The organism is Sphingobacterium sp. BN32, from assembly GCF_030503615.1.
Classification (GTDB): Bacteria; Bacteroidota; Bacteroidia; order Sphingobacteriales; family Sphingobacteriaceae; genus Sphingobacterium.
This window is the reverse complement of sequence record NZ_CP129963.1, coordinates 1,114,770-1,139,766: the sequence shown is the minus strand read 5'-3', so window position 1 is coordinate 1,139,766 and position 24,997 is coordinate 1,114,770. Positions and strand designations below refer to the sequence as shown.

Below are 24,997 nucleotides of genomic sequence, written 5' to 3'. Positions count from 1 at the left end.
TATGAGAACTACCATATTTCTACGCGCATCCGTATGGATGATGTCGATTATCTGTTTAACATCGTGCAATAAACAGGTTACTTTCGAACAGCATGACCGCTTAAACATCAGCAAGGAGTTCAGATTACAAGAAGTTAGATCTGAAAACAACGAATTGTTCGAACGTTACACTTACGATGGGCAAAAAAGATTAAAACAAGTCGTTTACAACGGAACGGACATCTTTGAGTTATCTTATGATAATGGATCTGACAAGGTGAAATCCTTTAATGAATATCAAGCGTCTTATGATGAACAGAATCGATTGACCGCAGTATCCGGACCCGAACTAAGCAACACCCAGCTTAAATACCTTCCAAATCAGATACAGATTATTCAGACAACGCGCATGATCGTCCCTGGACCGAAACCAACGCAAATCGATACACTCAACTTATTTACTGACGGAAATGGCACAGTCGTGCGTGCAACGCTTTTGCCTAAAAAGATAGGATACGAATTCCGTTACGATCAATATGCTAATCCATACATCCACAATGAGGATACGATGTTACCCATATTATTAGTCTATCCCCTACAACAGGTATTCAAAGAAATAGCGAGCCTGAAGACTGGGAGAAACCTAATGAGGGTTTATCAAAATGCAACTAATATTAGCAATAGTGTAGAGAAACCACTTGTCGAGGATATCAGCTATCGTTATGATCACATCAAATATGATGTTCCGACCTCAAGTAATAGTCATGGGCAGCTAAAATCCCAACGACACTTCCTGTACACTGAATAACAACTTTATCATGTTAAAAAAAATTTTCATTGCAATACCCCTGTTTCTAGTTTTATTATTGACCGATGCCTTGGCTCAGCAAACGATAACCGGTCGTGTGCTGAATGAAAATGCCGACCCGCTGAGCCAGGTTCAGATTATGAACATCAGCAATCAATTACTTGGGAACAGTAACAATAAAGGATGGTTTCAAATTAGCGTAAAGCAACTCCCATGCAGCTTGATCTTCAAAAAAGCAGGGTTTGAGACCAAGACGCTGTGGATTAAGACAGCGGATGCCTTACGCGTTGAACTTGCAAAATCATCTGAGAAGATCAGCGAGGTGTATGTCCTAGCGCATCAAAACTACGACAAGGTCTATGAAACCAACACGATTGATGGGGCTGAATTAATAAACTCTTTTGAAGCGAATCCCATCAATAGCCTTCGCGGACGAGTACCCGGATTACAAATGAATGCTACCGCAGGTGGTGTCACATCGGGAAGCAACATGGTAATTCGTGGGATGAAATCTCTCGTCGGTGGCAACCAGCCGCTTTTTATCTTAGATGGCATGCCTATCGAAAATGAGACCTCAGGCGCCAACCAATATGGAGGACAAGATTGGGGAAACACCTTAAAAGAACTGAATGTCTATGATATTGAAAACATTCAAGTTTTAAAAAGTGCAGCTGCCGCTCAAAAATATGGCTCGAGAGGAATGAATGGCGTCATTGAAATCAATACCAAAGGGCATCATATGAAGCAAGGTCTATCTATTGATGCTAATGTAGGAGGTAGTATTGGACAAGTATATGGCATGCCGTCCTTACTTAGCAACGATGATGTCCAACAAATTAACGACGCTCGCTTAGCCTGGCTCTCCACCGCCAGCGATAATTATTACGATTCTTTCGAACAATCGAATTCACAAATTGGACAATTAGCGATCAATTATTTCAAAGGGAAAACGAAACTAAGGCTATCCTACGGGGCAGACTTTAACAAAGGAACTTACAAGCGTAACACCTTAGATAAAAACAACCTGATGTTTAAAGGGATCCAAACCTGGTCAAGCAAAGTACAAACCGAGCTCGGAGCAATTTATAATTACAGTGTGGCAAGAAATGCGCCAAGCATTGGTGCTCAAAAGTTTGCATCCCTAGGACGCACGTTTATTGAGTACCCTGTTGATTTTGCAGCAGCAAGCAATAACGATCCTTTGGAGAGCGAAACAGCATGGTACTTGTATGGCCAGCAAGCCAAAAAAACAGCGGAAAGCATTCGTTTGTTTGTTAATACAGATTGGCATATACTACCAGAATTAGATATAAAATTAGCAGCAAACTACGCCGACTATGGCATTAAAACGAAGGAGCATGCTAATGGCTTTTTCGAACGCATGTTAGGTAATGAAAGCTTATATCACCAAGAACGCGCTTATAATAATAGCGCAAATGAATATAGCAAAGATTGGATGGCCAAAGCAGAATTAGACTACCATAAAGTCTTCGCACAACATCAGATTCAAGCAAGCTTAGGCTACGATTATTGGCAAACCGAAGGTGGGATCAGCGGATTGTCCTATGTACCGATGTCAAACAACCCACATCGATTAAGGCTCGGATCAGAAAAAGAAGTAATTACACAATATCTGAATCCAGCGACATTCACGCTAGCAAGCGATTTCAACATTAAACATGCGAATACTAAAAGTATTCATGCTGCCCATTTGATGTTGAACTATCAATATGGACAGAATTTATTTATCAACGCGGGGACACGGGTAGACCACATCAAGACACTTAGCAACCTAGATAAACTTGGAAGTTTGACCCAGCTTTATCCTACCATAGGAGCTGCTTACTTATACACTTCAGCATTACAAAACTGGCTGAACTTGCCCGAAAAAGCACTAGACTTCGCCAAAGTAAGAGCAAATTATGGACATAGTGGAAATGTAACGGGCTTATTTCATTATCAATCTGCCGTTACAGATGATCTCGAACTTCCCTACCCTGGTTTAAAAACGGTATACAAACCTTATTATACCAACGCTGGATCATGGGGTCTTAGAAACTATCAAACTGGCTTCTCCTATGAATATGCCAAAGAATATGAACTAGGTACGGACTTTAGTTGGTTCACCAACCGACTCGCTTTCCATGTCACCTGGTATAATAGAACCATCGATAACTACTTATACGATATTGTGAGCCCATTAGATAAGTTTAATCGCCCTCTACGTGATGTACACGCCAAAGTGCGAAACAGAGGATGGGAATTACAACTGACGGCAGTTCCGTTTCGAAATAAAGATTTTCAATGGACCAGTACAATCAACTTTGCTGCAAATAGAAACAAATTCCTAGAGATCAACAGTTCGTCGACCAATAGTTTGACCCAATTAGGAAGTCAAAACGACGTGAGTCTTGTCGGAAGTGTAAATGGAAACTTCGGGACTTTGTTATCTGGCTATGCCGCTAAAACAAATGGGAATGGTGAAGTCTTGCTGAACTCGCATATGGAATACGTTCCATCGGGCGAGGCAAAAGAAATCGGAAACAGCACTGCCAAATGGATTTCCGGCTTTGATAACAAAATAGCCTTCAAAAACATACAAGTAGGTGCGCTGTTAGACTTCAAAATGGGCGGAGATATTTACTCTGGTACCCATGCTTTATTGTATCAACGCGCTGTATTATCCGAAACTCGATTTGGACGTTCAGAAGCGCTTGGTGGAGTTGAGCGAAAACTTCCTGTGCAACAGATCGACCCAGAAACTGGAATACAACAGACGGTTTATAAATCTAGTTTCGATGGGATTATCCCTCAGGGTGTTTTTGATGAACATATTCAGCTTTTGGGCAAAGACGTATCCGGACTCAGCTTCGCTGAAGCCCAGCAATTGATTGGAAAAGATGCCAATGGCGAATACCTATTGCAGCCAATGGCAGCGAGCGACTACTACGCCGGATTCCATGAGCGAGCAGGCGTGCGCGAGCGCTCCATCTTCGAAAATAGCTATATCGCCATTCGCGAAATCAATGTCGGCTACACTGTGCCGAACCAGCTAGCAAAAAGATGGTTCCGCATGGAGTCTGCGCAGATCGGATTTGTTGGAAGGAACTTAGGCTATGTTTATAAAAGCTTACCCTACAACTTAAATCCAGACGGATCATATAATAACAGAAACGGCGGATCCTTTGAATATGCAGCCATGCTTCCCGTCAGGACGTACGGTATGTTCATGCGATTCACATTTTAATAATAGGTTCGTTTTTAATTAAGATAACTACAAAAAGCACCCTCAAGCTTTCATCGCTAGTTTGCAGCAAAAGGATATGACGCACATATCGAATAGTTGGCATGAAAAGCTAGGGTGCCCAATGTAGCGAATAAGACCGCTAATAGAAATACAATAAAAATTGATATGACGATGTTGATGATTAAAGAAACAGTTTACTTCCTTGCCTTACTACTCTTCATACTGAGTAGCTGCTCAAAAAACGAAGAGCCTCGCTCCGAGCCGGATAAACCACAGGACATATTTGTAAGAGACTTAAATAATGGACATTTCAGCACGGGGCAACCCAGCGGAATTGCAAAGCCGATATATTTCAGCCTGCAAAAGAATGCGGAAGCCAAAGCTGACGGAGATTGGGATATCGCCTTTACCGGTCTTGCGAACACACTGATAGTAAGTAATAGCAAAGTCGGAACCTGGATGAAAGTTTTGAATGTCGACTACGACAAAATCGATAGAAAACCCTCACTTAGTTACAGCGAAGCAGAATCCGGCAACATTGCTAATTATGAAAATGGATGGTATACATACGATGTTCAAACGCATGTGGTAGAACCTATTAAAGGAAAAACTATATTTCTCAGAACGGGGAATGGCAAGTATTACAAGATCAAAATGATCAGTATCTATGAAGGGGCTCCAGCTTATCCAACATCGTCAGATAAAACCACATTCTTGACTTTCCAATTCGCTGAACTCGAGTAAAAAATAATCGCAGGAAATATTAGGGCTTCAACTCTATTGGTGGAAAGCCATAGTACTTCTTGAAGGCATTCGTAAAGTTATTTTGATGACTATAACCTGTCAATGCGGCGACCTCATAAACCGGCAAGCGCTCATCCAACAAATAAGATTTCGCCTTTGCCATGCGTATTTGTGTCAAGTAATTATTGATTGTCATGGAATAATAACGGCGGAAATCTTTGCGAAGTTTACTTTCGCTAGTCATCACCTCGCATGCCAGCTCCCGCTGCGTGGGGGGATTGCTGATGCGGCTTTCTAGAATCAGTCGCGCTTTCTCCAATCGGAGGATATCTTCTTCGCTAAAAGTAAAATCTGGCTGGCTATTCCGATAAAAATATTGCTCAAACTGATACATCAAGAGTTCTAAAATATGCGACTCCGTATGTAGTCTACGGATTTCGCCCATCTTTTTACACTCTACCAGCTCCGCAATAGTTTGTTGCATCTCGAAAGTCGCCATATAATCCTCTTTAACGTAGGAAGCCTGATTTCCTTCATTGAGTTCACGGATAAACTCCTGATGCAGCAACGAATCTCGATGGATTAAATTCAGATAGTATTCCTTCGATAATACAGCGATAAAGAAATGATAATCTATACCATCCTTCACTTCCTGAGTGGATTTAAAGGATGGGATATAGCGAATATTGTGGCGGCTCATTTCCATCGGATTCGGAGAGGCCGATGGCCGATAAAAGATGAATTGACTTGTTACCGCATCCCCAACAATCTCTGTTTGGAAATGGACCGGCTTAGCGAAATTCATCTTGGCTTGAAGAATAAACATTCCACTCGTGGAAAGTTGGAAATTCTCCATATGTATAAGGTCATTATTGATTTCCGTTCTACACTCAACGATAGGATTCTCCGGAACATATACATCTAAAACCTCTTGCTCGAACAAACATTTGTTCATCTCAATTATCCTACTCTTAACAATCATTTCACCCGACCGAATCTAATTTCTCTATACTTAATAATATTCGCTACTAAGATAGTGAATATTATTTATAATCATTCTAAATAATTAGCATTCTAATGATTTTCTAAGAAGATCAGCCACGGATGACAACAGGTAATTTTGTGTCTTCGAACTTTAAATTCGTTATGTTGTAAGTAGAATCAGGAAGTTTTGTTATAGTTTTCACATTATTCAATGCGACTTGCAGATAATAAGTCCCACGATAGTTTCGATCGTAGAGATACGCAATCATCGCTTCGATATCTGCAAGGCTGTGCAGTGCAGAATGAACAGTAGATCTCACCTCGAAAGCGGTATTGGAAGCTTGCAGGATATGATAAGACTCCTCAAATCCTCGGAAAGTCTTAGACGCCGTTATAGCGGTAAAATCGTCCGCTAAAGCTTTTAAATCCAAAGCGACATAATCAACAAGGCCTTCGGTGATAAGGCTAGTTAATGTCTTGGGGCTCGTACCGTTCGTATCGATTTTGACTAAGTACCCTAAATCCTTTGCCTTTTGCGCAATGGTTCTGACATCCTTATGGATGCTACACTCGCCCCCACTGAGCACGACAGCTTGCAAAAGTCCTTTCCGTGCCTGCAAAAAACCAACTGCATCTGCCACACTAATTTTGCCTTTTCCGAATACAATATCAGGGTTGTAACAATACTGGCACCGCATATTGCAGCCCACAAACCAAAAGATGCAGGCTGCTTTACCGGGGTAATCGAGTAAGGTAAAGGGAGTGATATCAAACAGCGGATTTGCCATATTGCTCACAGAATAAGGTTCGCTCCTTATGTTCCCCTTGCTTACCGATGTTAAAGCTTTCCACAGGACGGTGGTAGCCCATTACGCGCGTGTAAACCAAACATTTACTGCGTTCTTGCTGATGTTGTTGCAACACCTGCTGTCTTTCATCATTCAAAGTTTTCATGTGTGACATCTAATTTATGTTTATTGATAATTTCTTCGTCGCATTGCGGACAGTATTCATGTTGCCCGTTCAAGTAACCATGTTTAGGGCATACACTAAACACTGGAGTCACTGTGATATATGGTAATTTAAAATTTGTTAATACCGTTTTTACGAATTCCTTACATGCATCGGATGTACTTATGCGCTCGCGCATGTAGAGATGCAATACTGTACCGCCTGTATATTTACATTGCAGATCATCTTGCAAAAGCAAGGCTTCAAACGGATCATCCGTTTGATCGGCTGGCAACTGTGAACTATTGGTGTAATAAATCTGTGGATGCGTTCCTGCTTGCAAAATATCTTCAAAGCGTTTCCTATCTTCTTTAGCAAATCGATAGGTCGTTCCTTCAGCTGGTGTCGCCTCAAGGTTATACAGGTTGCCCGTACTTTCCTGGAACTCACGAAGTCTGTTTCGGATAAAATCTAAGACGTTGCTAGCAAACTCCTTGCCCCAAGGAGATACGATATCCTCTTGGTCTTCAGTATAATTACGAATCATCTCATTCATACCATTGACACCAATGGTCGAGAAATGATTGCGAAAGTGTGGAAGATATCGTTTGGTATATGGATACAGGCCATTATCATACATCTCCTGTACAAATTTGCGCTTCTTCTCCAAAGTGGATTTTCCGATTTCCATCAGCTCATTCAAACGTGCATATAATTCCTTCGGTTTGCCTTTGTACAGGTAACCCAGCCTTGCCATATTGATGGTGACCACGCCTATACTTCCGGTCATTTCGGCACTTCCGAACAGCCCATTCCCGCGCTTCAACAGCTCGCGCAAGTCAAGCTGCAAACGGCAGCACATACTGCGAACGGCGTTTGGCTTATAGGCATCCGGATTTTCGACCCGCTCGCCTGCCTCATCCACTATATATTGGCTTCCGATGAAATTCTGAAAATAGGAAGAACCAATCTTCGCTGTATTCTCGAACAGAACATCCACATTCTCACCCTCCCAATCAAAGTCTTCGGTAATATTGACCGTCGGGATAGGAAATGTGAAAGGCTGCCCATTCGCATCGCCCTCCGTCATCACTTCGTAATAGGCTTTATTGATCATATTCATCTCCGCTTGAAAATGCTTATAAGTCAAATCTTCTAAATTACTTGCACCCCGCTCGGCGGCAAGGGCATTTAGCTCTTCGTTTTCCAAGCCGCGGAATAAATGCGTGCCTGATTTCGTAGGAATCTGATCTTGTAAGTCTTGAGGAACATTCCAATCCAACGTGATATTCGTAAATGGTGATTGACCCCATCGAGCAGGCACATTTAAATTATACACAAAACTTCGAATCGCTTTTTTCACATCAATCTGACTCAATCTGTCTTTGAATACATAGGGTGCCAGATAGGTGTCGAATGAACTAAAAGCCTGTGCTCCCGCCCATTCACTTTGCAAAATCCCTAAAAAATTAGCCATTTGACCTAGCGCTTCTCGGAAATGAGACGGTGGCCTGCTATCTACACGACCACGAACCCCATTAAACCCTTCATCAAGCAATACCCGCAGGCTCCAACCAGCGCAATAACCTGTAAGGCAGTCTAAATCGTGAATATGAATATCCGCATTACGATGCGCATGTCCTTCTATTCTATTGTAAACTTTGTCTAACCAATAATTGGCGATAATCTTTCCGGCGGTGTTATTAACCAAGCCCGCATTTGAAAAAGAGTTATTCGCATTCGCTTGGATTCGCCAATCATTCTGATAAATATATTCCTCTACTGCATGGCTGCTGTCGACATAAGTGCTGGAATCGATAAATCGATCGATATGCTCGCGTTGCAACTTCCTTGTATGTCGGAAGAGCATAAAGGAGCGCATTACTTGAAAATGACCACCCACATAAAGCTTTTTTTCAATCAGATCCTGTATATCTTCCACGTCGACGAGCGCGGATTGCCCGATCTCAGCAAGTATAGATTCCATAATCTCTTCGTCGTATGGAATCGACACGGACTGAAAGGCTTTCTTGATTGCATCTTCTATTTTAAAAGGCTGAAATTTCTCTAAGGTTCCGTCTCGTTTAATTACGTCTTTCATATCACAATTTTGAGTTTTAAAAGCAAGAATTTGGGTTTATCTAAAGCTACCTAGAACTACCTAGAATTAAAATGACGCTAAACACTTATTCATTTTTTTTCTGAAAATTTTCAGAGTTCAATAAGCTGATTAAGAAAGAAGTTAGCTTGAAATGCGGGGTGAGCCGCATTATTGAAAATGCTTAAAACGACAGGCTTATTTGTGCGACAAAGTTGCGACCGGGGCGCGCAATTTTCATAATATCTTGATGACGATAATAATAGCGATCGAAAATATTCTCCACGCGGAAATTACTAGTGAGCCGATGTTGCTTTAACGAAAATGTTTTGCGCAATCCTGCGTTCAATAAGGTTGCGGAAGGGGTATGCGTATCGCCGTAAACTTCAGGGCTTACTTTATTTTGAGCAGCGTAATACGCTAGTTCGACCTGTCCCGCCCAACCCTTATAGTTTACTAGGAGGCTATTGTTATTCGTAAATGGCGCTATCAGCGGAAGCGAATTGTCTCTGTTATCTTTGCCCTCAGAATAAGCAACCGTGCTCATCCATTCTAAGAATTTAAACGGTTTCAAACGAAGCGCAAATTCCGCACCTATGATATTTGCCGAAGATAGATTGGCATATTGTTTTACACCAGTGGCACCAATCGTCATTACTTGAAAATCGTTATTGATGGCTCCTGCTATGTAATCTTTGAAGAAATAGTTGTAGGCAGTAGCTTCTATACGTAGCCAAGCCAATTGATAGCTCATGCCTAAGCTAGCCTGCAAAGCTTTCTCGGTTTTAAGGTCCATATTACCGAGGTAATCGTAATTATCTAAACGATTGAACAAATAAAAGCCATAATACTCCTGTAAGCTCGCGCTTCGAGTTGCATAACCCATCTTCGCCATCCAATGCCAGTGAGCACTGGGTTGATAGTGCCCCATCAAACTGACGCTTGCCAGGTGATTGCTACGGTTAAGATTTCCATCCTTCATTCCTGAAAGTTGTGCCTTTCCTGCTTCACTGTACAGTTGTGAATGTGAATAGCTATAATTCCCTAAGAAGTCCACTCCCCACTGTTCGGAAACAGCAAGCTTGTCGGCGATAGCTAAGTCGATATGATTACGTTGCGCATCGGGAATAGTATACATGAACATCGGGCTGCCTTGGGTCGGATACATCGTCATGTTTGCGGTCAATCGATTCACATAGCCGCTTACTCGCGCTTGCAAATAATGTTTCCCCTGCTGATACCCCGTTTCGCTGTAGAACCCGCCTGTCCATGAAACACCAGGCATATCCATATGCATCGCGACACTTTCTGCCGGACGTTTCGTATCGTCCATTGCATGGTCGATGTGATTAAAATATATTTTACTTCGAAGATCCATGCCTGTCGCTTTCATCGAGTACACATGGCTTAATGAAGCGATATTGGCATTTGCATATGCAACATCCATCGTCAAAGCTGGGTATCCAATATTTTGTCCATAGTCAGCAAGATATTGTGCGGTAAGCTGGTTTCTATCGTTTATTTTATATTTGAACGCCAGCGATCCATTCCATTTTTGGAACTGCGAATGTGGTACCACTTGCATATTCGCTGCCCGATACTCATGCGCTTTTCTGAATATCCCATTGATCAGGATACCATAGCGGTCTGTACTGTACTGTAGGGAGGCTAAAGTTTGAATAGCCTCAGCATTCGTTTCGAAACCTGTTCCGAGCAAACCGCTTAATTTAGGAAGATTCGTCAATTCGGGAGTCGCCAATTTAAAATTAATACCTCCGGCAACACCCGCACCGTAGTTATTAAAAGAGGGTTCTAGATTGACATTAATCTGTTGAAGGTTGCTAGGCTCGATATATGAACTAATGGGATCCATCCGATCTGTACAAGCCCCAAAAATTGCCATTCCGTCGATACTTAGATTGGTCTGCGCGGCATTTAGACTACGTATGGTTGGTTCCCAGGCGTAGGCACCGCGACGGATCATCTGTACGCCGGCTACCTTATCCAGCAGCTGATCAATATTGGCTTGTTTGGAAGCACGTTGTTCCTTTTCAAGTTGCTTATTGACACCAACTTGACTCGTGACCACGACTTCTTCAATTTCTACATGTTTAAGTGAGTCTTGCTCCTTATGATGTTGAGCCATCGCAGTGAAAGTCATGGCGATAGCGCTTAAAACTAATATATATCGTATGCCGTTCATAAGTTGTAAATTGGGGACAACCATGCTGCGCCAAAGCATTGGCGCAGATCATTAATAGTTAGAAGAGAACATCGAGATATACATCTTTCGCCAACTCGGTATTTCCTTCTTTGATATCGAAGAACAATCTCCAATCTCCTGTCATCGTAAAATTGACCTTGCCTTTGTAACGACCATTGCCAGAAGCAACCGGCGAAACATTATTAGGTGAGCCATGATTCATAGAAGTCATTTGCGGATCAAAATCCAATGTTAATCCGTTTTGTTCCGGAAATGAAAACATCGTCTCTTTTAGAAAAATCATCAGCTCTAACTCATTCACCCCTATCTTGGGTGTTGCAGGATCAACTAAAGCGATGACATATCCCTTATTATTGGATGCTGTAAAACTCTTTACGGGCAAATTGCCAGTCGCCGCTGCTTTCACCCGAATTGGGATACTGATCTCTTCGCCATTCACATTAAATTTCAACTCCCATGAACCCGAATCGCTAGATGGCATCGTAAATACCACATAGCCCTCATAACTATTCGTTTGGTTGGCATAGCTCAAAGCACTCGATGGAGCGCCATGCGTCATGCTGCCCATATCCATAATTGGTGAGAAAGTGATGTTGGAAGAGGTTTGCAGTCTGCCATCCTTGGTAAGCTGAATATATACCTTCTGATAGCCAACAGTTAGCTCGTGGTCGCCCATTAGGGTGATTTCTTCATCATTGCTCAGCGTAGCCTTAGCAATAATTAGCTTATCTGTTTCGATCTCCACGCTTGGATCGTCTTTGGAACAAGAGCTCATAAATAAGAGCGTCAAGCAAAGGGAAAGGAGAAAGTTTATCTTTTTCATCGTATTGTTTATTTTGTGTTAATAATCGCTTTAAATGCTGCATAAGCCTTCGGTCTCAAAAATGTTTGTTGAATTCGACGAGGAATCGTAAATTTTTAAGAGTTTCGGAAATAAAATATTGATTTCTAAATGTATATGCTGACACAGGTCACGCTCCAACGCTTCAAGATGCGCATGCAGTGAGATATAGGAATAGCAGGCCCCCTCGGGTGGCAGATAATGCTTTATTATGCGGCGTAATTGCTGCAATTCGACACCTAAATCACCATGTTCATAACGAAGGTATTGGACTAATTGACAAGCATGTTCCACCGTTAGCATGCTTAAATTATTGGCGCCGGGAAATAACAGCTTTTCTTCTATTTCTATATGCGCGTAAATTTCATTCAAAAATGTGTCAACCTCTTTTGCATAATCGACTAACTCCGGTTGTTCACTTGCATGTACCATCGCAACTCGGTTCGCTAAATTGCTGATAATCGGAAAATGCTCACGTATATAATAATGGTGCACATTTTTGATATAGGCAGCGAGAAAATCCAATTCCCAGTTCTCAAACGTTAGATAGTCTGATGGCGCCTCAATCTTTGCTGCTTGCGCTAATTTATCACGAAGTTCCCCTTCGGTCAGGCCGATGGAAGCTGCACATTCGCCGACTGTCTGCTTTCCGTTACAACAGTAATCAACACCCAGATTGGTTAAAAGTGCTGCATTGCGAATGTCCTTCGCCGCAATTTCTCCAATGGTTTCTTCTGTCTTCACAGCATGAGTCTTTCCTATCCGAACCTGCCAAAATTGAGGACCCGATTCCAGATATTCCCATAGAAATCCATCGCCTTTTCCTGATAAAAATTGGAAATACAGAGGCTTGGGGTCATGATCATGTCTGATGATGAATGATTCGCCCTCAGAAAGCGCGTCAAAATATTCAAAGATAGTTTTTTGTCTTTCCTGAGTTTCTAACTCAAAAACCTCAAGTGTAGTTGAAATAATCATGGCACCTAATTTTTAATACCGAATATCATCTTAAAGATCTTTTTTCTTGAAAACACGAAGGGATAGTCCCACAGGAAGAGCACACCATAATATCATGATGAACAGCGTGATTCCCATGCCTAACGCTGTTCCGAAAAAATCTCTGAAAATAGCACCTGTATAGCCCATCATCGCCGATAAATCAAGTTCTAGAAGAATCAGAATGCGGCTAATATCGATCGGGTTGAACATCGACAGGGCGACCATTAGATTCTCGATCGGATAGTCGGAAAATTGGAACAGCATAAAGAGCACCAAAGCGTCAAATAGTAACCCAAAATAAAGCCATAATAAGATAGCAAGGCCAATTCCCTTCGATTTATCTCTAATCAATACGGATGTCCACATGGCAATTGAGACGAAAATCAACGACAATAGTATTCCGCAACCTATTAATGTTAGTCCGGAAATGCTGAACGCATAAATAAACGTCGGCAATGCAACGCCAATGATAAATGACAGTGTCAGCGCACTTGCCAGTCCGATGAACATACTAAGCCAAATATGAGTACGCTTAAGAGGCTGACTCACTAGCAGGTTTATAAATTCTGCGCTATTATATAAGTAAATACTCGTAAACACAATGTTCACCAAAGGAACAACAAAAAGCACTATATTCAGTAAGCTGACCAAGCCCTTTTCGTAGTTATCCTCCATACTGTAGACGCTGATCGACAACACAAGTAACAATAGCGTATAGATTAGGATAGTTTTATTCCTCAATAGGTCAACGAATACATATCGAACAATTTTATTCATGGACAGCTCCTTTGTTAGGGTGATTTGGAACAGTCATTATCTGAGCGATCGCTTTCGATAATTTTTGAGTTCCTGTATCTTCTTTCAATTGTTGCAATGATTTATGAAAGATCAGTTGACCATCTTGCAGATAAATTATCTGCGAAACCATATCGTCCAGATCACTAAGCACATGTGAACTGATGATGATCAGCTTATTTTTATTCTTCTCTTTCTGGATTTTCTCTTTTAGAATCTCGGTAGATAGCGGATCAAGACCGGCTGTCGGTTCATCCAGGATTAATGCTTTTGGACAAAACATAAAAGCTAAACATGCGCTTACTTTTTGACGCGTCCCACCGGACAAAGTTCCCATTCGCTTTCCCAGCAGTGAAGGCAAATTGAACGCATGGTATAGCTCTAAATCCAATTGGCTTTCCGGCATCTTGCGGATATCTTTCATCATATCCAGGACCTGCGCAATCGTCATATTCTCCGGGTACTGCCCAATCTGCGGCATGTAGCCAATCTCATTGCGATAAATCCACTTTTGTTGGATATTTTGCCCTTCGAACAAGATATTGCCAGCACTGGGAACCACCATTCCTAAAATCATCTTGATTAAGGTGGTCTTTCCGCTTCCATTTGGTCCGATCAAAGCGATACATTCTCCACCTTCCAGTTGGAGATTGACATCATTTAGGGCTTTGAGCTTTCCAAACTCCTTTGTGATATGTTGAATCTGAATCATACTTTCATCGATTTCATTCGAGGCTTTTCATCTTTGAGGCTCTCGGGAGTTAAACTTGGTAATAACTTCTCTGTACGATCAAATAAGGTGACCATAAAGCTCCTAAAAAGCAGCATGGCCGAGGGATAGCGCTCTACTAGCATCGAAAACAAACTAACAGGGCGAAAAGGGATATCGCCAATTCCATCTTTATCCAGGTCGTATCCTTCGTATTTGTCCCAAAAGTTATTCTCGAAATAGTTAAGCGATAAGGCACCATTTGTAGCAACATCAAAGGTATTCTGCATGAAATTATTGTCTTTAAACCTATTGTCCATGCAGCTTGCCTGTACTTTGATTGCCCAACCGTTGTCCTTAAAATTGTTTTGTTCAAGTTGGATCCGATTGGATCCTTCCATAAAAATTCCGGTAGTGTTTCTTTCGAAATGGTTATTGATAATTTGGCTATCGGATATATCTTTTAGGAGAAGGCCGTAGGCCGCATCTCCCCAGTTTTCTTCAAATCTGTTATTTTCCATGTGCACATTCTTCGTGTACATCACGGCTACTCCCGCCCCATTCGAACGGAAGGTGTTCCCTACGTAACTATTATCATGTGAAAACATGAAATGCAGACCGTAGCGAAGATTATCTTGGGATAGGTTGTTCAATACATGTGTATGCGTAACGAATTCTAGATAAACGCCATCTCGATGGCCAATGATCTCGTTTTCTCGGATGTCCAGGCTGTCTGACTTCCACCCATGAATGCCGTTGCCAATAAGTTGCTCGGCTTTTCCATAAGCGCGAATCTTATTGCCGCGGATTTCTAATCGCTTACAGTTCTGCGAATAGACTCCGAAGAAATTATCATCTAAAATGTTATCTATAATTCTGACATCATACGTGTTATAAATTTTTACCCCAGCGATATCATCCAAAGAGGAGTGCCCAGAGGATTTGAACGTAAATCCCTGTACCAGAACACCATGGGATTTGATCGACAAGGGTTCAAATTTCTTTTGTCCATCTAAGGTCGGATTTCCTTTTCCTAAGAAAGTAAGGGGTTTATCAATGACAATATTACCTTCTTTATATACGCCCGCATGCACTAATAGAGTATCGCCCTCTTTGGCTAGCGCGATCCCTTCCTTTATCCTTTTTACAGGTTTTCCAACGCCTATTTCAATGGTAGCAGCATGAGAACTCGCTGCTACCATCAAATAAACAAACATTGTACTAAATATATTTAAGGCAAAACTTCTCATCGCGTTCAAACTATTTCCACAAATCGTCCCATGTCATGGTAGTCCCACCTACCGAGGCTTTTGTTTTTTCCAAATCTGCGCTATCGCTAAAAGCAGCAATATCTCCGCGCATCGGACTTTTTAGTTTTTCACTTTTTAAGTAGAACATCTTCTCCGCCGGCAACAACTTATTTGTTGAATAATCCGGTAAGAAAAATACCGCAACATCTTCCTTCTTCACTTGATTTTCTTTGACGAAAGCGACCATACATTGAACATCGTCAAAGTTATAAGCCCGTCCTTTCTTAGTCAGTAGCTGTGTGCCGAAACGAGGGTCGCTCACTGTCATCTTACAATATGCACACTGATCCGATCCATACTTAATCGGCTTAGGTTCATTGTTACCTTGACAAGCTTGCAATCCAAACATCAGCAACATCACGCTACTCAGGCATAGCAATAAAATCTTACAGCTCTTCATAATCAATCTAGTTTTGTGTTTTTTGATTTTCTCCATTCCTGGACTGAACAATAAGCGACGATGACACCAACTAGGATAAATATCCAACCTCCGATATCAGGGATTGAATAGGCTCCAAAGTTCAGTAATTGCTTATAGCCGATTAATGGAGGTTGATAGGACATCCCTGGCACTTTAATAGGCGCATTAGGATCCAGATTATGCCCATAATTGTACTCCCAGACATAAAAATCAACCATTGCCACCACCCCAAAAAGAAGGAAGGCAAAGAATAGGAAATACAAGGCTTTTCTCTTGTTGCGAATGGCAACAAAAAGGAATAAGGCAGCAAAGGCAGCGATGATGTACGGCAGCACTGTGAATTCGATAAAGTCAGCTGCATGCAGCGTCTTCATACCGATATAGTGGTTCAATCCGTTGATAATCTCAACTTCCCCTGCTAGCTTATTACTATAAATTTGCAGTTCTAACCCTTCGGGGTATTGAGCTGCATCCAGCTCAATACGCCAAATAGGTAAGAAGATGACTGCTACTAAAGCCACCCCGCAGAGTCCGATGAGGACGCGGTGCAAAGGTGACATGTTGTAGTTAGTTTTCATCTTTAGTTTTTTTAGTTTGCACTATCTGCAGGCAAATTAGTACCTACGCTATAAGTAACTGGCACATTGCTACCTTTTTTAGAGATGCGGATATATCCTTGCATTTCCTGGTGCAAAGCACTACAGAAGTCGGTACAATAGAATGGGAATACACCAACGCGATCAGGAACCCATTTTAAAGTTTGGGTCTCTCCCGGCATGATTAATAATTCTCCGTTTCTAGCGCCTTTAACAGCAAAGCCGTGTGGCATATCCCAGTCTTGTTCAATGTTTGTTACGTGGAAATAAACCTCATCGCCCAATTGAATACCTTCAATATTATCCGGAGCAAAGTGCGAACGAATAGCTGTTAAGTAAACATGAACTTGGTTGCCTTTGCGTTCTACACGAGCTTCTTTCTCTCCTTTAGCAGCAAAAGGATGTGAGTTTTCTTCAATCTTATAGATTTTCAATGAACGCTCTTTAATCTTATCTGCACGCATCGCTTGCGCATGATGCGGCTCACCAATAGTTGGGAAGTCCAGAATCAGCTGCATCTTATCGCCAGAGATGTCAAATAACTGCGCACTTTGAGATAACTCAGGACCTGTTGGCAAATAACGGTCTTTTGTGATCTTGTTGTAAGCTACTACGTATTTCGCATCTGGAGTTTTGGTATCTCCACCTGGAATCATTAAGTGACCTGTTGAGTAGTAAGTTGGAACACGATCGATAACCTTTAGGTCTTTGATGTTCCATTTCACTAATTCAGATGATACGAAGAATGAAGTAATCGCATTTCCCTTACCGTCGAATTCTGTGTGTAATGGACCTAAACCTGGTTTTTCAACCTCTCCATACAAGGCTTCTTCGTATTTGATAATTGGAATCCCACCGAATTGGCCGTCGAATTTTTTACCGGCGATAGCTTTCTGCATTTTGTCAAAAGAGAATACAGGGATCAAAGCCGCTAGTTTACCAGAACCTACGATGTACTCACCTGTAGGATCTACATCGACTCCGTGTGGAGATTTAGGACATGGGATGTAGTAACAAAGACCTTCTAATTCTTCCGCATTTAAGACAATAGTTTCTGTTTTGAATTCAGATTTTGCCGTATGCGATTTCTCGTCATAAACGTTATGCGCATATTTTAAATTAGAAACCTTTCTACCTTTACCTGCTTTCAAATACTCTTCTGCTTTTTTCCAGTTCACGGCAAGAATAAAGTCCTTGTCATTTTTCGAAGCATTTACTTCCAATAGGGTATTTGCCTGTTCCGTATTGTAGGTAGAGAAGAAGAACCATCCATGCGATTTCCCTTTACCGGCGCGGCTTAAATCGTAGTTTACACCAGGGGTTTCAATCTGGAATGCTAAATCCATGTTACCGTTGTCTTTATTCACGCTCACAAAGCTCAACGTACCACGGAAATTCTTTTTGTAAGAATTGATCGGCACATCACAATCTCTATCATCCGGTGGAACAGAGAAACGAGTACCCGCTACAACATACTCTGTATTCTCGGTAATAAATGGCGATGAGTGGTTACCGCCGCTATTCGGCAATTCTAGGATCTCCGCTGTACGGAAAGTTGTTAAATCTACACGAGCGATACGTGGTGTATTATTCGCATTTACGAATACCCACTTACCGTCATATTCACCATCGGTTTTTGAGATCTGCACGTGGTGCAAGTCATCCCAAGGCACATTTCCATGTGATGTTTCCAACATTGGTTTGGTTTCCTCACTAAATCCCCATCCTTTTTCCGGGTCCAAAGAAAAGACCGGAATTACGCGTAATAGTCTACCCGACGGCAAACCATAAACTGCTAACTGTCCACTGAAACCTCCAGACACGAAGTTGTAAAATTCATCGAGTTTCCCGGGGGCTACGTAAGCTTTCTCGGCAGCATTGCCACTTACGGCTTCGCTTGCGCCTTTCGGCTTACAGGACTGGAAAGTTGACATCAGCGTCGCCGCTGCCAACCCTGCTAATACATACTTTTTAAATTCCATTATATTATGAATTTGGGGTTAATAAAATGTGCTATCTATTATTTGACACCATCATTTTCGCGCATATATTCATAGACTTGACGTGCTTCCTCATCAGTAATATTCTGATTAGGCATGCGCACTAAACACAATTCTAATTGCGCTTGTAATGCTGGGTCTTTGTCTAACATCGGATCAGGATTTGTTACAAAGTTCATCACCCATTCTGCTTTTCTACGTTCTGTGACGCCCTTCCATCCTGGTCCTACTAGTCGCTCGTCTGTCAGTTTGTGGCATGATGCACATTTAACATCAGCAACGAGCTTGCCTTTCGCGGCCATTGCGGGATCTAACTTCTCGCCGATTTCCACGTTAGTAAATTTTCCCTCTCCACGATGCTCGTCGTAAGCACTCGCATCGTTGCTCGCAGGAGCACTTACCTCTGAAGTAGACTCCGCGTTTTTGTTGTCGTTGTTGTTTGAAGAACAGGCGTAGATTGACACCGCGATCAAACAGAATACCATTAGTTTTTTCATAGTTTGTCAGTTTTCCTTACTCCGAAGAGATCATGTATTATTGTTATTACAAAGGTATCTTGACAAATAGCAGTGATTTTATGCGTTCAATCATATTTAGAAAACGACTTCTATCAAGAAGCGGTAAAAAATACCATAGCACCTTATTTATGAGGGCATTGCTAGAAATTGTGATTTTAATCACATTTTGAGTTGACACATATCAGCGGATAAACAGGTAGCTGTTAATAGTTTTGGTTAATATTTATTATTTCTAAAACATTTAGACTATGATTCCAATCGAAATACTTTTGGAAAAAGGAGCGGTCAAAAAGAATGTTGATGCTGGAGAAGTAATCTACCACGAGAATAGTAATAGTAATTATTACTATCAGATCCTTACCGGTCGCGTACGTTTAAGTAATTTCTTAGACGATGGCCGAGAGGTATTACACAAGGTGGCCTGTGCGAATGATGGATTTGGTGAAGTTGCAATTTTTGATGACGGGCTTCACGGAATTACTGCTGTCGCCGACTCCCCCACTACCCTAATTAAAGTTAGCAAGGACGGATTTAAAGAAATACTGAAGGAGTACAGTTGCTTCTACCAATTCTTTGCTCAAAAAATCGCTAAGGATCTCCATTTTAAACAATTCCTAACGAGTCTCGTCTGCAATTTCCGGCCAGAGGATATCTTGCTCAAGCTAATTCATAAATTGAACGAAGACCGACGACTCATATGTCAGGAATGCCATCGGCTTATGTTGACGCGGCAACAGCTTGCGAATATGACAGGCTTGCGTGTGGAAACGATTATCCGGACCATGAAGCAGATGGAAAGAAAAGAAATCTTGCAAATTATTAAAGGGAAGGTATTTGTCCCTGCCGATGGGCTGAACTAGCAGTCCGTCTGCAAACCCTAATCAAAGAGAGACTACCCTTGCGAGTAGTCTCTCTATTTTTATAAAACTAAAAGTACCTTATGACTAAGCCTTCGCAAGCTACAGCGAATAGCGTATTGTCTACGGGTTACGATTGATCCCCATATAATGGGACGTCGCAACCAATCGAGCGAATACATTTCCAAAAATAACAGCATTATATACCTTGGCATAATTAACATAGTTGAATTGTGGATAATCGGGCGAACCAGGTGCTGCGAGCTCCCCAAACTTCGATTTAGGAACTGGAAAATCATGGCCATCGGTCGTTGTGGCGAAAGGAAAGTATATATAGCTGCTTGTCTCGCCATTTAGTTTATTACATGACAAAAAACTGGTATCACCTACATAGAAGAAATGCTTTGTTTTATGTCTAAACATGGTCAATCCTGTTGCCGCAGCAAAGTTTCGGGATGAACCGGTATAACTGATTACGGATGATGCTGGAATACCGTTCAGATATAGACTATGCGAGCCATCCTCCCCCCAATAAACGCCTCGAACGTCGCCGAAACAATAGTTCAACACATCGGCATCTTCTGTCGTCATTTTATAAACGGCTCCGGCGGCATCATGAATTACTGCGTCGATTGGAGTGCCGAATATTTTCGTCATAAAATTTTCGACGTTCGGCGTTTCCGTTTCGATCATTAAAAAGACAACTCCCCCTCTTTCGATGTAATTGTATAAGGCATCATAATCAGCCGCGTTAAATCCAGCAAACATGCCGGCAATGACTACATCTGGATAAGTTGCAGGGTTTGCTAATTTATCCCTTAAACTGTTTGCAACCGGGGAAATGACGACGTGGTCAAACCCCTCAATACGCATATAGTTACTTTGAGGCCCAAAATTATAGGAGTTTCTTAAGAATGCACCCGAGGCCAAGGTTGGAACCGAAGCGCCATAACTAAAGGCGGCATTTCCCTCGATGTGCAAAATTGTCTTTCTTGGAAATACCTTCCACATCTTCATCACTCCATTTAACACCTTTCCTTTACTTGAACCGTTATAGGTTCCAAAAGTAACTGATCCACCGTCCGGAAATTTACCCGCTAAAGACTCCGTATTGCCGTTGATCAATTTTACATTCAAATCTGCAAATTGAACCTCAAAGGAATTGCAGTTGACATCTGCCGTATAAAAACTTGCCACTTTTACCTGATTCGAACTCGTATCCTTATTCTTGAAGTTAAGTAGACCAACGCGCTCTTCGGTATACAAGTTGCCTTGGAATGCTCCCGTCAATAAGTTGAACTCGCCACCCTTAATTGTATTCGCCGCAAAAGAGGCGGAAATATCTACGATATCCCCGAACATCCCCTTTGTGTCCACTTCTACTTTTAATTGCGCCATCTGATGTTGAAAGTTTATCGAGATTGGAGTCGTGCCTAGCACCGTGGTTATTTGGCCAGTGGCAAATAACAGCGGCTTATCTGGTTTGGAATATATAGTTGGAGCCACAAGATTTACGGATCCTAGATCAGCCTCATCGCTTGAATTATAAGAATAGGCGCACCATTGATAGGTTCTACCTTCTACAACAGCAATTTCTAGCATTTCACCTGCGGTTGCTACAAAGTCCATCTCCACCTGCTGTGTCAGGGTATTAACAAGTAGCACGCGGTATTTGACACCCGCACTCATCTTCACGACGGCACTCTTTAATGCACCGTTATTTGAAACAGATCGCGGAGTGCTGCTCAACATGTTCGGTTGCCTAAGGTTCAGATCCATATCTTCCTTAGAAGCCTGTAGATCCATTGAAAACTGACCTACCTTCATTGATGGTTTGACATTGGTATTGGAAGCTGAGATACCTTCAAGTTCAATGGCAGACGATGCTTTTATCGGGTTAGGCTGTACTGGTGCAACAATACCGCCAACATTGATCACTAATTTAGGTTCACCGCCTGAACTACTCGCGCTATCTTTCCGACAGGAACCAAGCATGATCGGCATTACTAGAATCACCATCCAAATTTGGAACATCCTGGATGTAACCAAAATCTTAAATATTGAATTCATCTTCTTGGTTCAGTCAGTAATTCCCCAATCTTTATTAATGGTCTCTTCAGTTTCTTCGGTTACCCAAGGACTTGCATTATCCGTCCCTCCCCCAGGTCGAATTGCCGCAGAGACCGCGGCAATTCCGCCCTCCAATTCCAGCTCTTCGCTCGTTAAGCGTGGTGGAACATAGTTACTAGTAAAAATTTTACGGTTATCCATCGTATTTGAAAAATTTGTAAACGATTTATGCAATTGATAAATCTGGTCAAATGTCAATATTGGTGGAAATATGGAAGAATACTTCAATACTCAGGATATACGATAGTATATACGTCAGATATACGTTATCGGTGGACATGTAAAAAATCAAAACGCTATAAAATTGTAAGTCAATGTGTTAATTGAGCGCCCATATTGAGGTTATGTCCCTCCCAAAACTAGAAATGATTGAGGAAATGGCGCAGAAATAGATTTTATCCTGTCTTTAATGGTATTTTTGCGGCGTTTTACACCCAAAAAATCGCTGTTTAACGACCTGACGAAAGTCAAAAAACAAAAGCTAGCGCAGGATTAGGTCCTACGCTAGCTACACACTAACACACGATAGACTAAGGAGTTTTGTCTATCCCCATATAATGGGAGGTTGCAACAAGTTGCGAGAAGATATTTCCGAAGATCATGGAGTTTTCGACCTGCCATGATCCTGCTGACGTCGGGTGGTCTAAGGAACCTACGCTACTTTTTGCGCCATATTTTGTATGGGCAATAGGAAAGTCACTGGAATTTGTACCGGAGGTAACAAATGGTTTTTTATAGTTATAGCCCCACTGAAAGTTCCTAGAAGAATTGGCTAAAAAATAGGTATCTCCAACAAAAACGAAATTCTTCGTTTTATGTCTGAACATCGTTGCGCCATCTTGTGGTTCAAAGTTTCTTGAAGTGGTACTATAAATTTCAACATCACTAGGCGGTAGCCCACTAACGTACAGCGTCTTTGAATCGTGCTGCCCCCAGTTCGATCCTCGAGCATCACCAAATGGCCAAGTCAGGTATTCTTGATATTGATCCGTTATTGTGTATACAGCTCCTCCAGCATCGTATTCGGCTAGGGAAACACCCGTACCAAAGAGATCATGGAAGAAGTTCAAAGCTGCTTGGTTGTTCGTTGTGCCAGCTTGTTCAATCATTAGGAATACGGCCCCGCCCTTGTCTATATACCTTCTAAGCGCGGTATAATCGGTATCGTTGAATTTCGACTCCATGCATGCTATAATAATGTCTGGATAGTTCAAGGGATTCGCTAGCGCTTCAGCAAGTTTTCCTGCTGCAGCATTGATCATTGTATGTGTAAATCCTTCAATCCTGAAATAATTACTGCTAGGCCCAAAATTTAGAGGATTCTCTATAAAGGCACCTGAAGCAACTTTCGTGTAGTAAGCAGCTGTTCCATAAAGTTCGTAGGCTTCGACATGAAGTATGGATTTTCGAGGAAATACAGTCCACATTTTAAGATTCCCTGTCAGAATTTTACCTTTACTAGAACCTACGTAATTATCAAATGTCGTCATACCGCCATTGGGGAATTTTGAAGCTAGAGATGCTATCGCCCCGTTTGGAAGTTTAATATCTAGCTTATTGAATTTTACCTGATAAGCATTTAGCAGCACATCGGCCGTATAATACTTAGCAACTTTGACGCGGTTATTGTTAATATCTGTTGTAATGAAGTTAAGTTCACCTACTGCAACATCCGTCAGGCTCCCCTCAAAAGCACCTGAACGAATATTGAAGCTGCCCGTTTTAATATAATTCGCATTAAAAACTGCGGTTAAATCGTGAATATCTCCATACACCGCTCTGGTATCAACCTCCACTTTAATCTGCGCCAATTGATGTTGGAAATTGATATGGATTGGCGTGGATCCGATATCTGTCGCCGTGACTTTTCCACTTGCATACAACAAAGGACTGTCCGTTTTACTAATTACTTGTGGGTTATTGATGTCCGGAGCCTCGATATGATCAGCCGTATTATAAGAATAGGCATACCATTCATACTCTTGCCCCTTATACACATCGATTTCCAATGCTGTTCCGGATGTCGCGATTTCCGATCGTTCAAATTTATTTGTCGACGTATTATACAGCAGGATTCGATATTGAATACCATCTTCCATTCCAACCGTCGCTGCTTTTGACAGCTCGTTGCCCGATTGCTTTTTTTGCGTGCTGCCCAACTTATTAGGAAGCTTTAATTCTTCGATATCCGATGTTTTCCGAGCAGTAATATCAATAGTAAATTCATCGATTTTAATGGAGTTTACTTGACCTGCCGTCGACGAAATCATTCCCTCGAGCCCTCCATTCATCGCTCTTGGCAAGCTCTGTTCATCTAGCGCATCAATCACCCCGCTTACGACTATACTCAGTTTCGCCGTTTGAGAGGTGTCTATGAATTGATCCTTGGAACAGGAGAAGAATAATGAACCGCTAAATAGCAGCGTCAGAAATAAATAACAAGTCCTAGATATGCTATTTATTAAAGCTGTAGTCATCATGTCCATATCGCTAACCAAATAATTCCCACTCGTTGTTTCTCACTTCTTCAACTTCCTCTGTTATCCAAGGATTGCTGTTTCCAGTTCCGCCCCCCGGAGAAACGGTCGCTGAGCTTGCAGCAATTGAAGTTTCCATTTCAATCTCATTCAAAGTAATTGTTGGAGCGGCATACGCCATTTTGCACCATTGCTTTTTAGGTATTGTTCGCATTACATTAATAAATATTTGTTCATAGGATAAGATTTGCAAGGTTAATGAAATCAGTAAAGAACAATTGGAAACTGGGTACAACACGGCTACTTTTG

General features: G+C 41.8%; 22 protein-coding genes. 4 read left to right on the top strand and 18 right to left on the bottom strand.

Going from position 1 to position 24,997, the window contains the following annotated elements:
• Position 1 precedes the first annotated feature (1 nt).
• From QYC40_RS04685 to QYC40_RS04675, 3 genes are all read left to right on the top strand, one after another.
• On the top strand, positions 2 to 787 hold the full coding sequence (locus tag QYC40_RS04685) for a hypothetical protein (protein ID WP_301992680.1): 786 nt from the start codon (positions 2 to 4) through the stop codon (positions 785 to 787).
• A 10-nt stretch (positions 788 to 797) separates the two neighbouring features.
• The gene (locus QYC40_RS04680) at positions 798 to 4,034 is read left to right on the top strand and encodes a TonB-dependent receptor plug domain-containing protein (RefSeq protein ID WP_301992679.1); all 3,237 of its coding nucleotides are present in this window, start codon (positions 798 to 800) and stop codon (positions 4,032 to 4,034) included.
• Positions 4,035 to 4,211: 177 nt separating this feature from the next.
• Positions 4,212 to 4,778, top strand: coding sequence for an HmuY family protein (locus tag QYC40_RS04675; protein WP_301992678.1), 567 nt, complete (start codon positions 4,212 to 4,214; stop codon positions 4,776 to 4,778).
• Positions 4,779 to 4,797: 19 nt separating this feature from the next.
• Here the strand turns inward: QYC40_RS04675 and QYC40_RS04670 are convergent, their stop codons facing one another.
• The 14 genes from QYC40_RS04670 to QYC40_RS04605 form a co-directional block, all read right to left on the bottom strand.
• Positions 4,798 to 5,733 carry an AraC family transcriptional regulator gene (locus QYC40_RS04670; protein ID WP_301992676.1) on the bottom strand — a complete coding sequence of 312 codons (936 nt, stop codon included), beginning with the start codon at positions 5,731 to 5,733 and terminating at the stop codon, positions 4,798 to 4,800.
• A 139-nt stretch (positions 5,734 to 5,872) separates the two neighbouring features.
• Positions 5,873 to 6,550 carry an anaerobic ribonucleoside-triphosphate reductase activating protein gene (locus QYC40_RS04665; protein ID WP_301992675.1) on the bottom strand — a complete coding sequence of 226 codons (678 nt, stop codon included), beginning with the start codon at positions 6,548 to 6,550 and terminating at the stop codon, positions 5,873 to 5,875.
• Entirely contained in the window at positions 6,531 to 6,716 is a 186-nt protein-coding gene (nrdD, locus tag QYC40_RS04660; protein WP_301992673.1) for an anaerobic ribonucleoside-triphosphate reductase, read from the bottom strand. The genes QYC40_RS04665 and nrdD overlap by 20 nt, the downstream gene beginning before the upstream one ends.
• The gene (locus QYC40_RS04655; RefSeq protein WP_301992672.1) at positions 6,700 to 8,814 is read right to left on the bottom strand and encodes a ribonucleoside triphosphate reductase; all 2,115 of its coding nucleotides are present in this window, start codon (positions 8,812 to 8,814) and stop codon (positions 6,700 to 6,702) included. The genes nrdD and QYC40_RS04655 overlap by 17 nt, the downstream gene beginning before the upstream one ends.
• A gap of 181 nt (positions 8,815 to 8,995) precedes the next feature.
• On the bottom strand, positions 8,996 to 11,014 hold the full coding sequence (locus QYC40_RS04650) for a TonB-dependent siderophore receptor (protein WP_301992671.1): 2,019 nt from the start codon (positions 11,012 to 11,014) through the stop codon (positions 8,996 to 8,998).
• 58 nt (positions 11,015 to 11,072) lie between these two features.
• Positions 11,073 to 11,858 (bottom strand): FixH family protein, encoded by a 786-nt coding sequence (locus tag QYC40_RS04645; RefSeq protein WP_301992670.1) that lies wholly within the window; start codon positions 11,856 to 11,858, stop codon positions 11,073 to 11,075.
• A gap of 30 nt (positions 11,859 to 11,888) precedes the next feature.
• The gene (locus QYC40_RS04640) at positions 11,889 to 12,854 is read right to left on the bottom strand and encodes a DUF542 domain-containing protein (protein WP_301992669.1); all 966 of its coding nucleotides are present in this window, start codon (positions 12,852 to 12,854) and stop codon (positions 11,889 to 11,891) included.
• Between the two features lie 30 nt (positions 12,855 to 12,884).
• A complete protein-coding gene (locus QYC40_RS04635) occupies positions 12,885 to 13,652 on the bottom strand; it encodes an ABC transporter permease subunit (RefSeq protein ID WP_301992668.1) in 768 nt (255 codons plus the stop codon).
• The gene (locus QYC40_RS04630; protein ID WP_301992667.1) at positions 13,645 to 14,382 is read right to left on the bottom strand and encodes an ABC transporter ATP-binding protein; all 738 of its coding nucleotides are present in this window, start codon (positions 14,380 to 14,382) and stop codon (positions 13,645 to 13,647) included. The genes QYC40_RS04635 and QYC40_RS04630 overlap by 8 nt, the downstream gene beginning before the upstream one ends.
• Positions 14,379 to 15,596, bottom strand: a complete 1,218-nt coding sequence (locus QYC40_RS04625; protein WP_301992666.1) for a nitrous oxide reductase family maturation protein NosD — start codon at positions 15,594 to 15,596, stop codon at positions 14,379 to 14,381. The genes QYC40_RS04630 and QYC40_RS04625 overlap by 4 nt, the downstream gene beginning before the upstream one ends.
• 43 nt (positions 15,597 to 15,639) lie before the next feature.
• Positions 15,640 to 16,089 (bottom strand): nitrous oxide reductase accessory protein NosL, encoded by a 450-nt coding sequence (locus QYC40_RS04620; RefSeq protein ID WP_301992665.1) that lies wholly within the window; start codon positions 16,087 to 16,089, stop codon positions 15,640 to 15,642.
• Positions 16,090 to 16,091: 2 nt separating this feature from the next.
• Positions 16,092 to 16,688, bottom strand: a complete 597-nt coding sequence (locus QYC40_RS04615) for a hypothetical protein (protein WP_301992664.1) — start codon at positions 16,686 to 16,688, stop codon at positions 16,092 to 16,094.
• A gap of 11 nt (positions 16,689 to 16,699) precedes the next feature.
• A complete protein-coding gene (gene nosZ / locus QYC40_RS04610; protein WP_301992663.1) occupies positions 16,700 to 18,688 on the bottom strand; it encodes a Sec-dependent nitrous-oxide reductase in 1,989 nt (662 codons plus the stop codon).
• Positions 18,689 to 18,726: 38 nt separating this feature from the next.
• Positions 18,727 to 19,203 (bottom strand): c-type cytochrome, encoded by a 477-nt coding sequence (locus QYC40_RS04605; RefSeq protein WP_301992662.1) that lies wholly within the window; start codon positions 19,201 to 19,203, stop codon positions 18,727 to 18,729.
• 269 nt (positions 19,204 to 19,472) lie between these two features.
• Here QYC40_RS04605 and QYC40_RS04600 point away from each other — a divergent pair, with 269 nt between their 5' ends.
• Positions 19,473 to 20,084: a Crp/Fnr family transcriptional regulator gene (locus QYC40_RS04600; protein ID WP_301992661.1), complete on the top strand. Its 612-nt coding sequence runs from the start codon at positions 19,473 to 19,475 to the stop codon at positions 20,082 to 20,084.
• A gap of 120 nt (positions 20,085 to 20,204) precedes the next feature.
• On the opposite strand, the gene QYC40_RS04595 is transcribed toward QYC40_RS04600, so the two are convergent.
• The 4 genes from QYC40_RS04595 to QYC40_RS04580 all read right to left on the bottom strand — a co-directional run bounded on the left by QYC40_RS04595 (position 20,205) and on the right by QYC40_RS04580 (position 24,902).
• Positions 20,205 to 22,151 carry a fimbrillin family protein gene (locus QYC40_RS04595; protein WP_301992660.1) on the bottom strand — a complete coding sequence of 649 codons (1,947 nt, stop codon included), beginning with the start codon at positions 22,149 to 22,151 and terminating at the stop codon, positions 20,205 to 20,207.
• A gap of 9 nt (positions 22,152 to 22,160) precedes the next feature.
• A complete protein-coding gene (locus tag QYC40_RS04590; RefSeq protein WP_301992659.1) occupies positions 22,161 to 22,352 on the bottom strand; it encodes a hypothetical protein in 192 nt (63 codons plus the stop codon).
• 389 nt (positions 22,353 to 22,741) lie between these two features.
• Positions 22,742 to 24,691, bottom strand: coding sequence for a fimbrillin family protein (locus QYC40_RS04585; RefSeq protein WP_301992658.1), 1,950 nt, complete (start codon positions 24,689 to 24,691; stop codon positions 22,742 to 22,744).
• Positions 24,692 to 24,701: 10 nt separating this feature from the next.
• The gene (locus QYC40_RS04580) at positions 24,702 to 24,902 is read right to left on the bottom strand and encodes a hypothetical protein (RefSeq protein ID WP_301992657.1); all 201 of its coding nucleotides are present in this window, start codon (positions 24,900 to 24,902) and stop codon (positions 24,702 to 24,704) included.
• Positions 24,903 to 24,997: the final 95 nt, after the last annotated feature.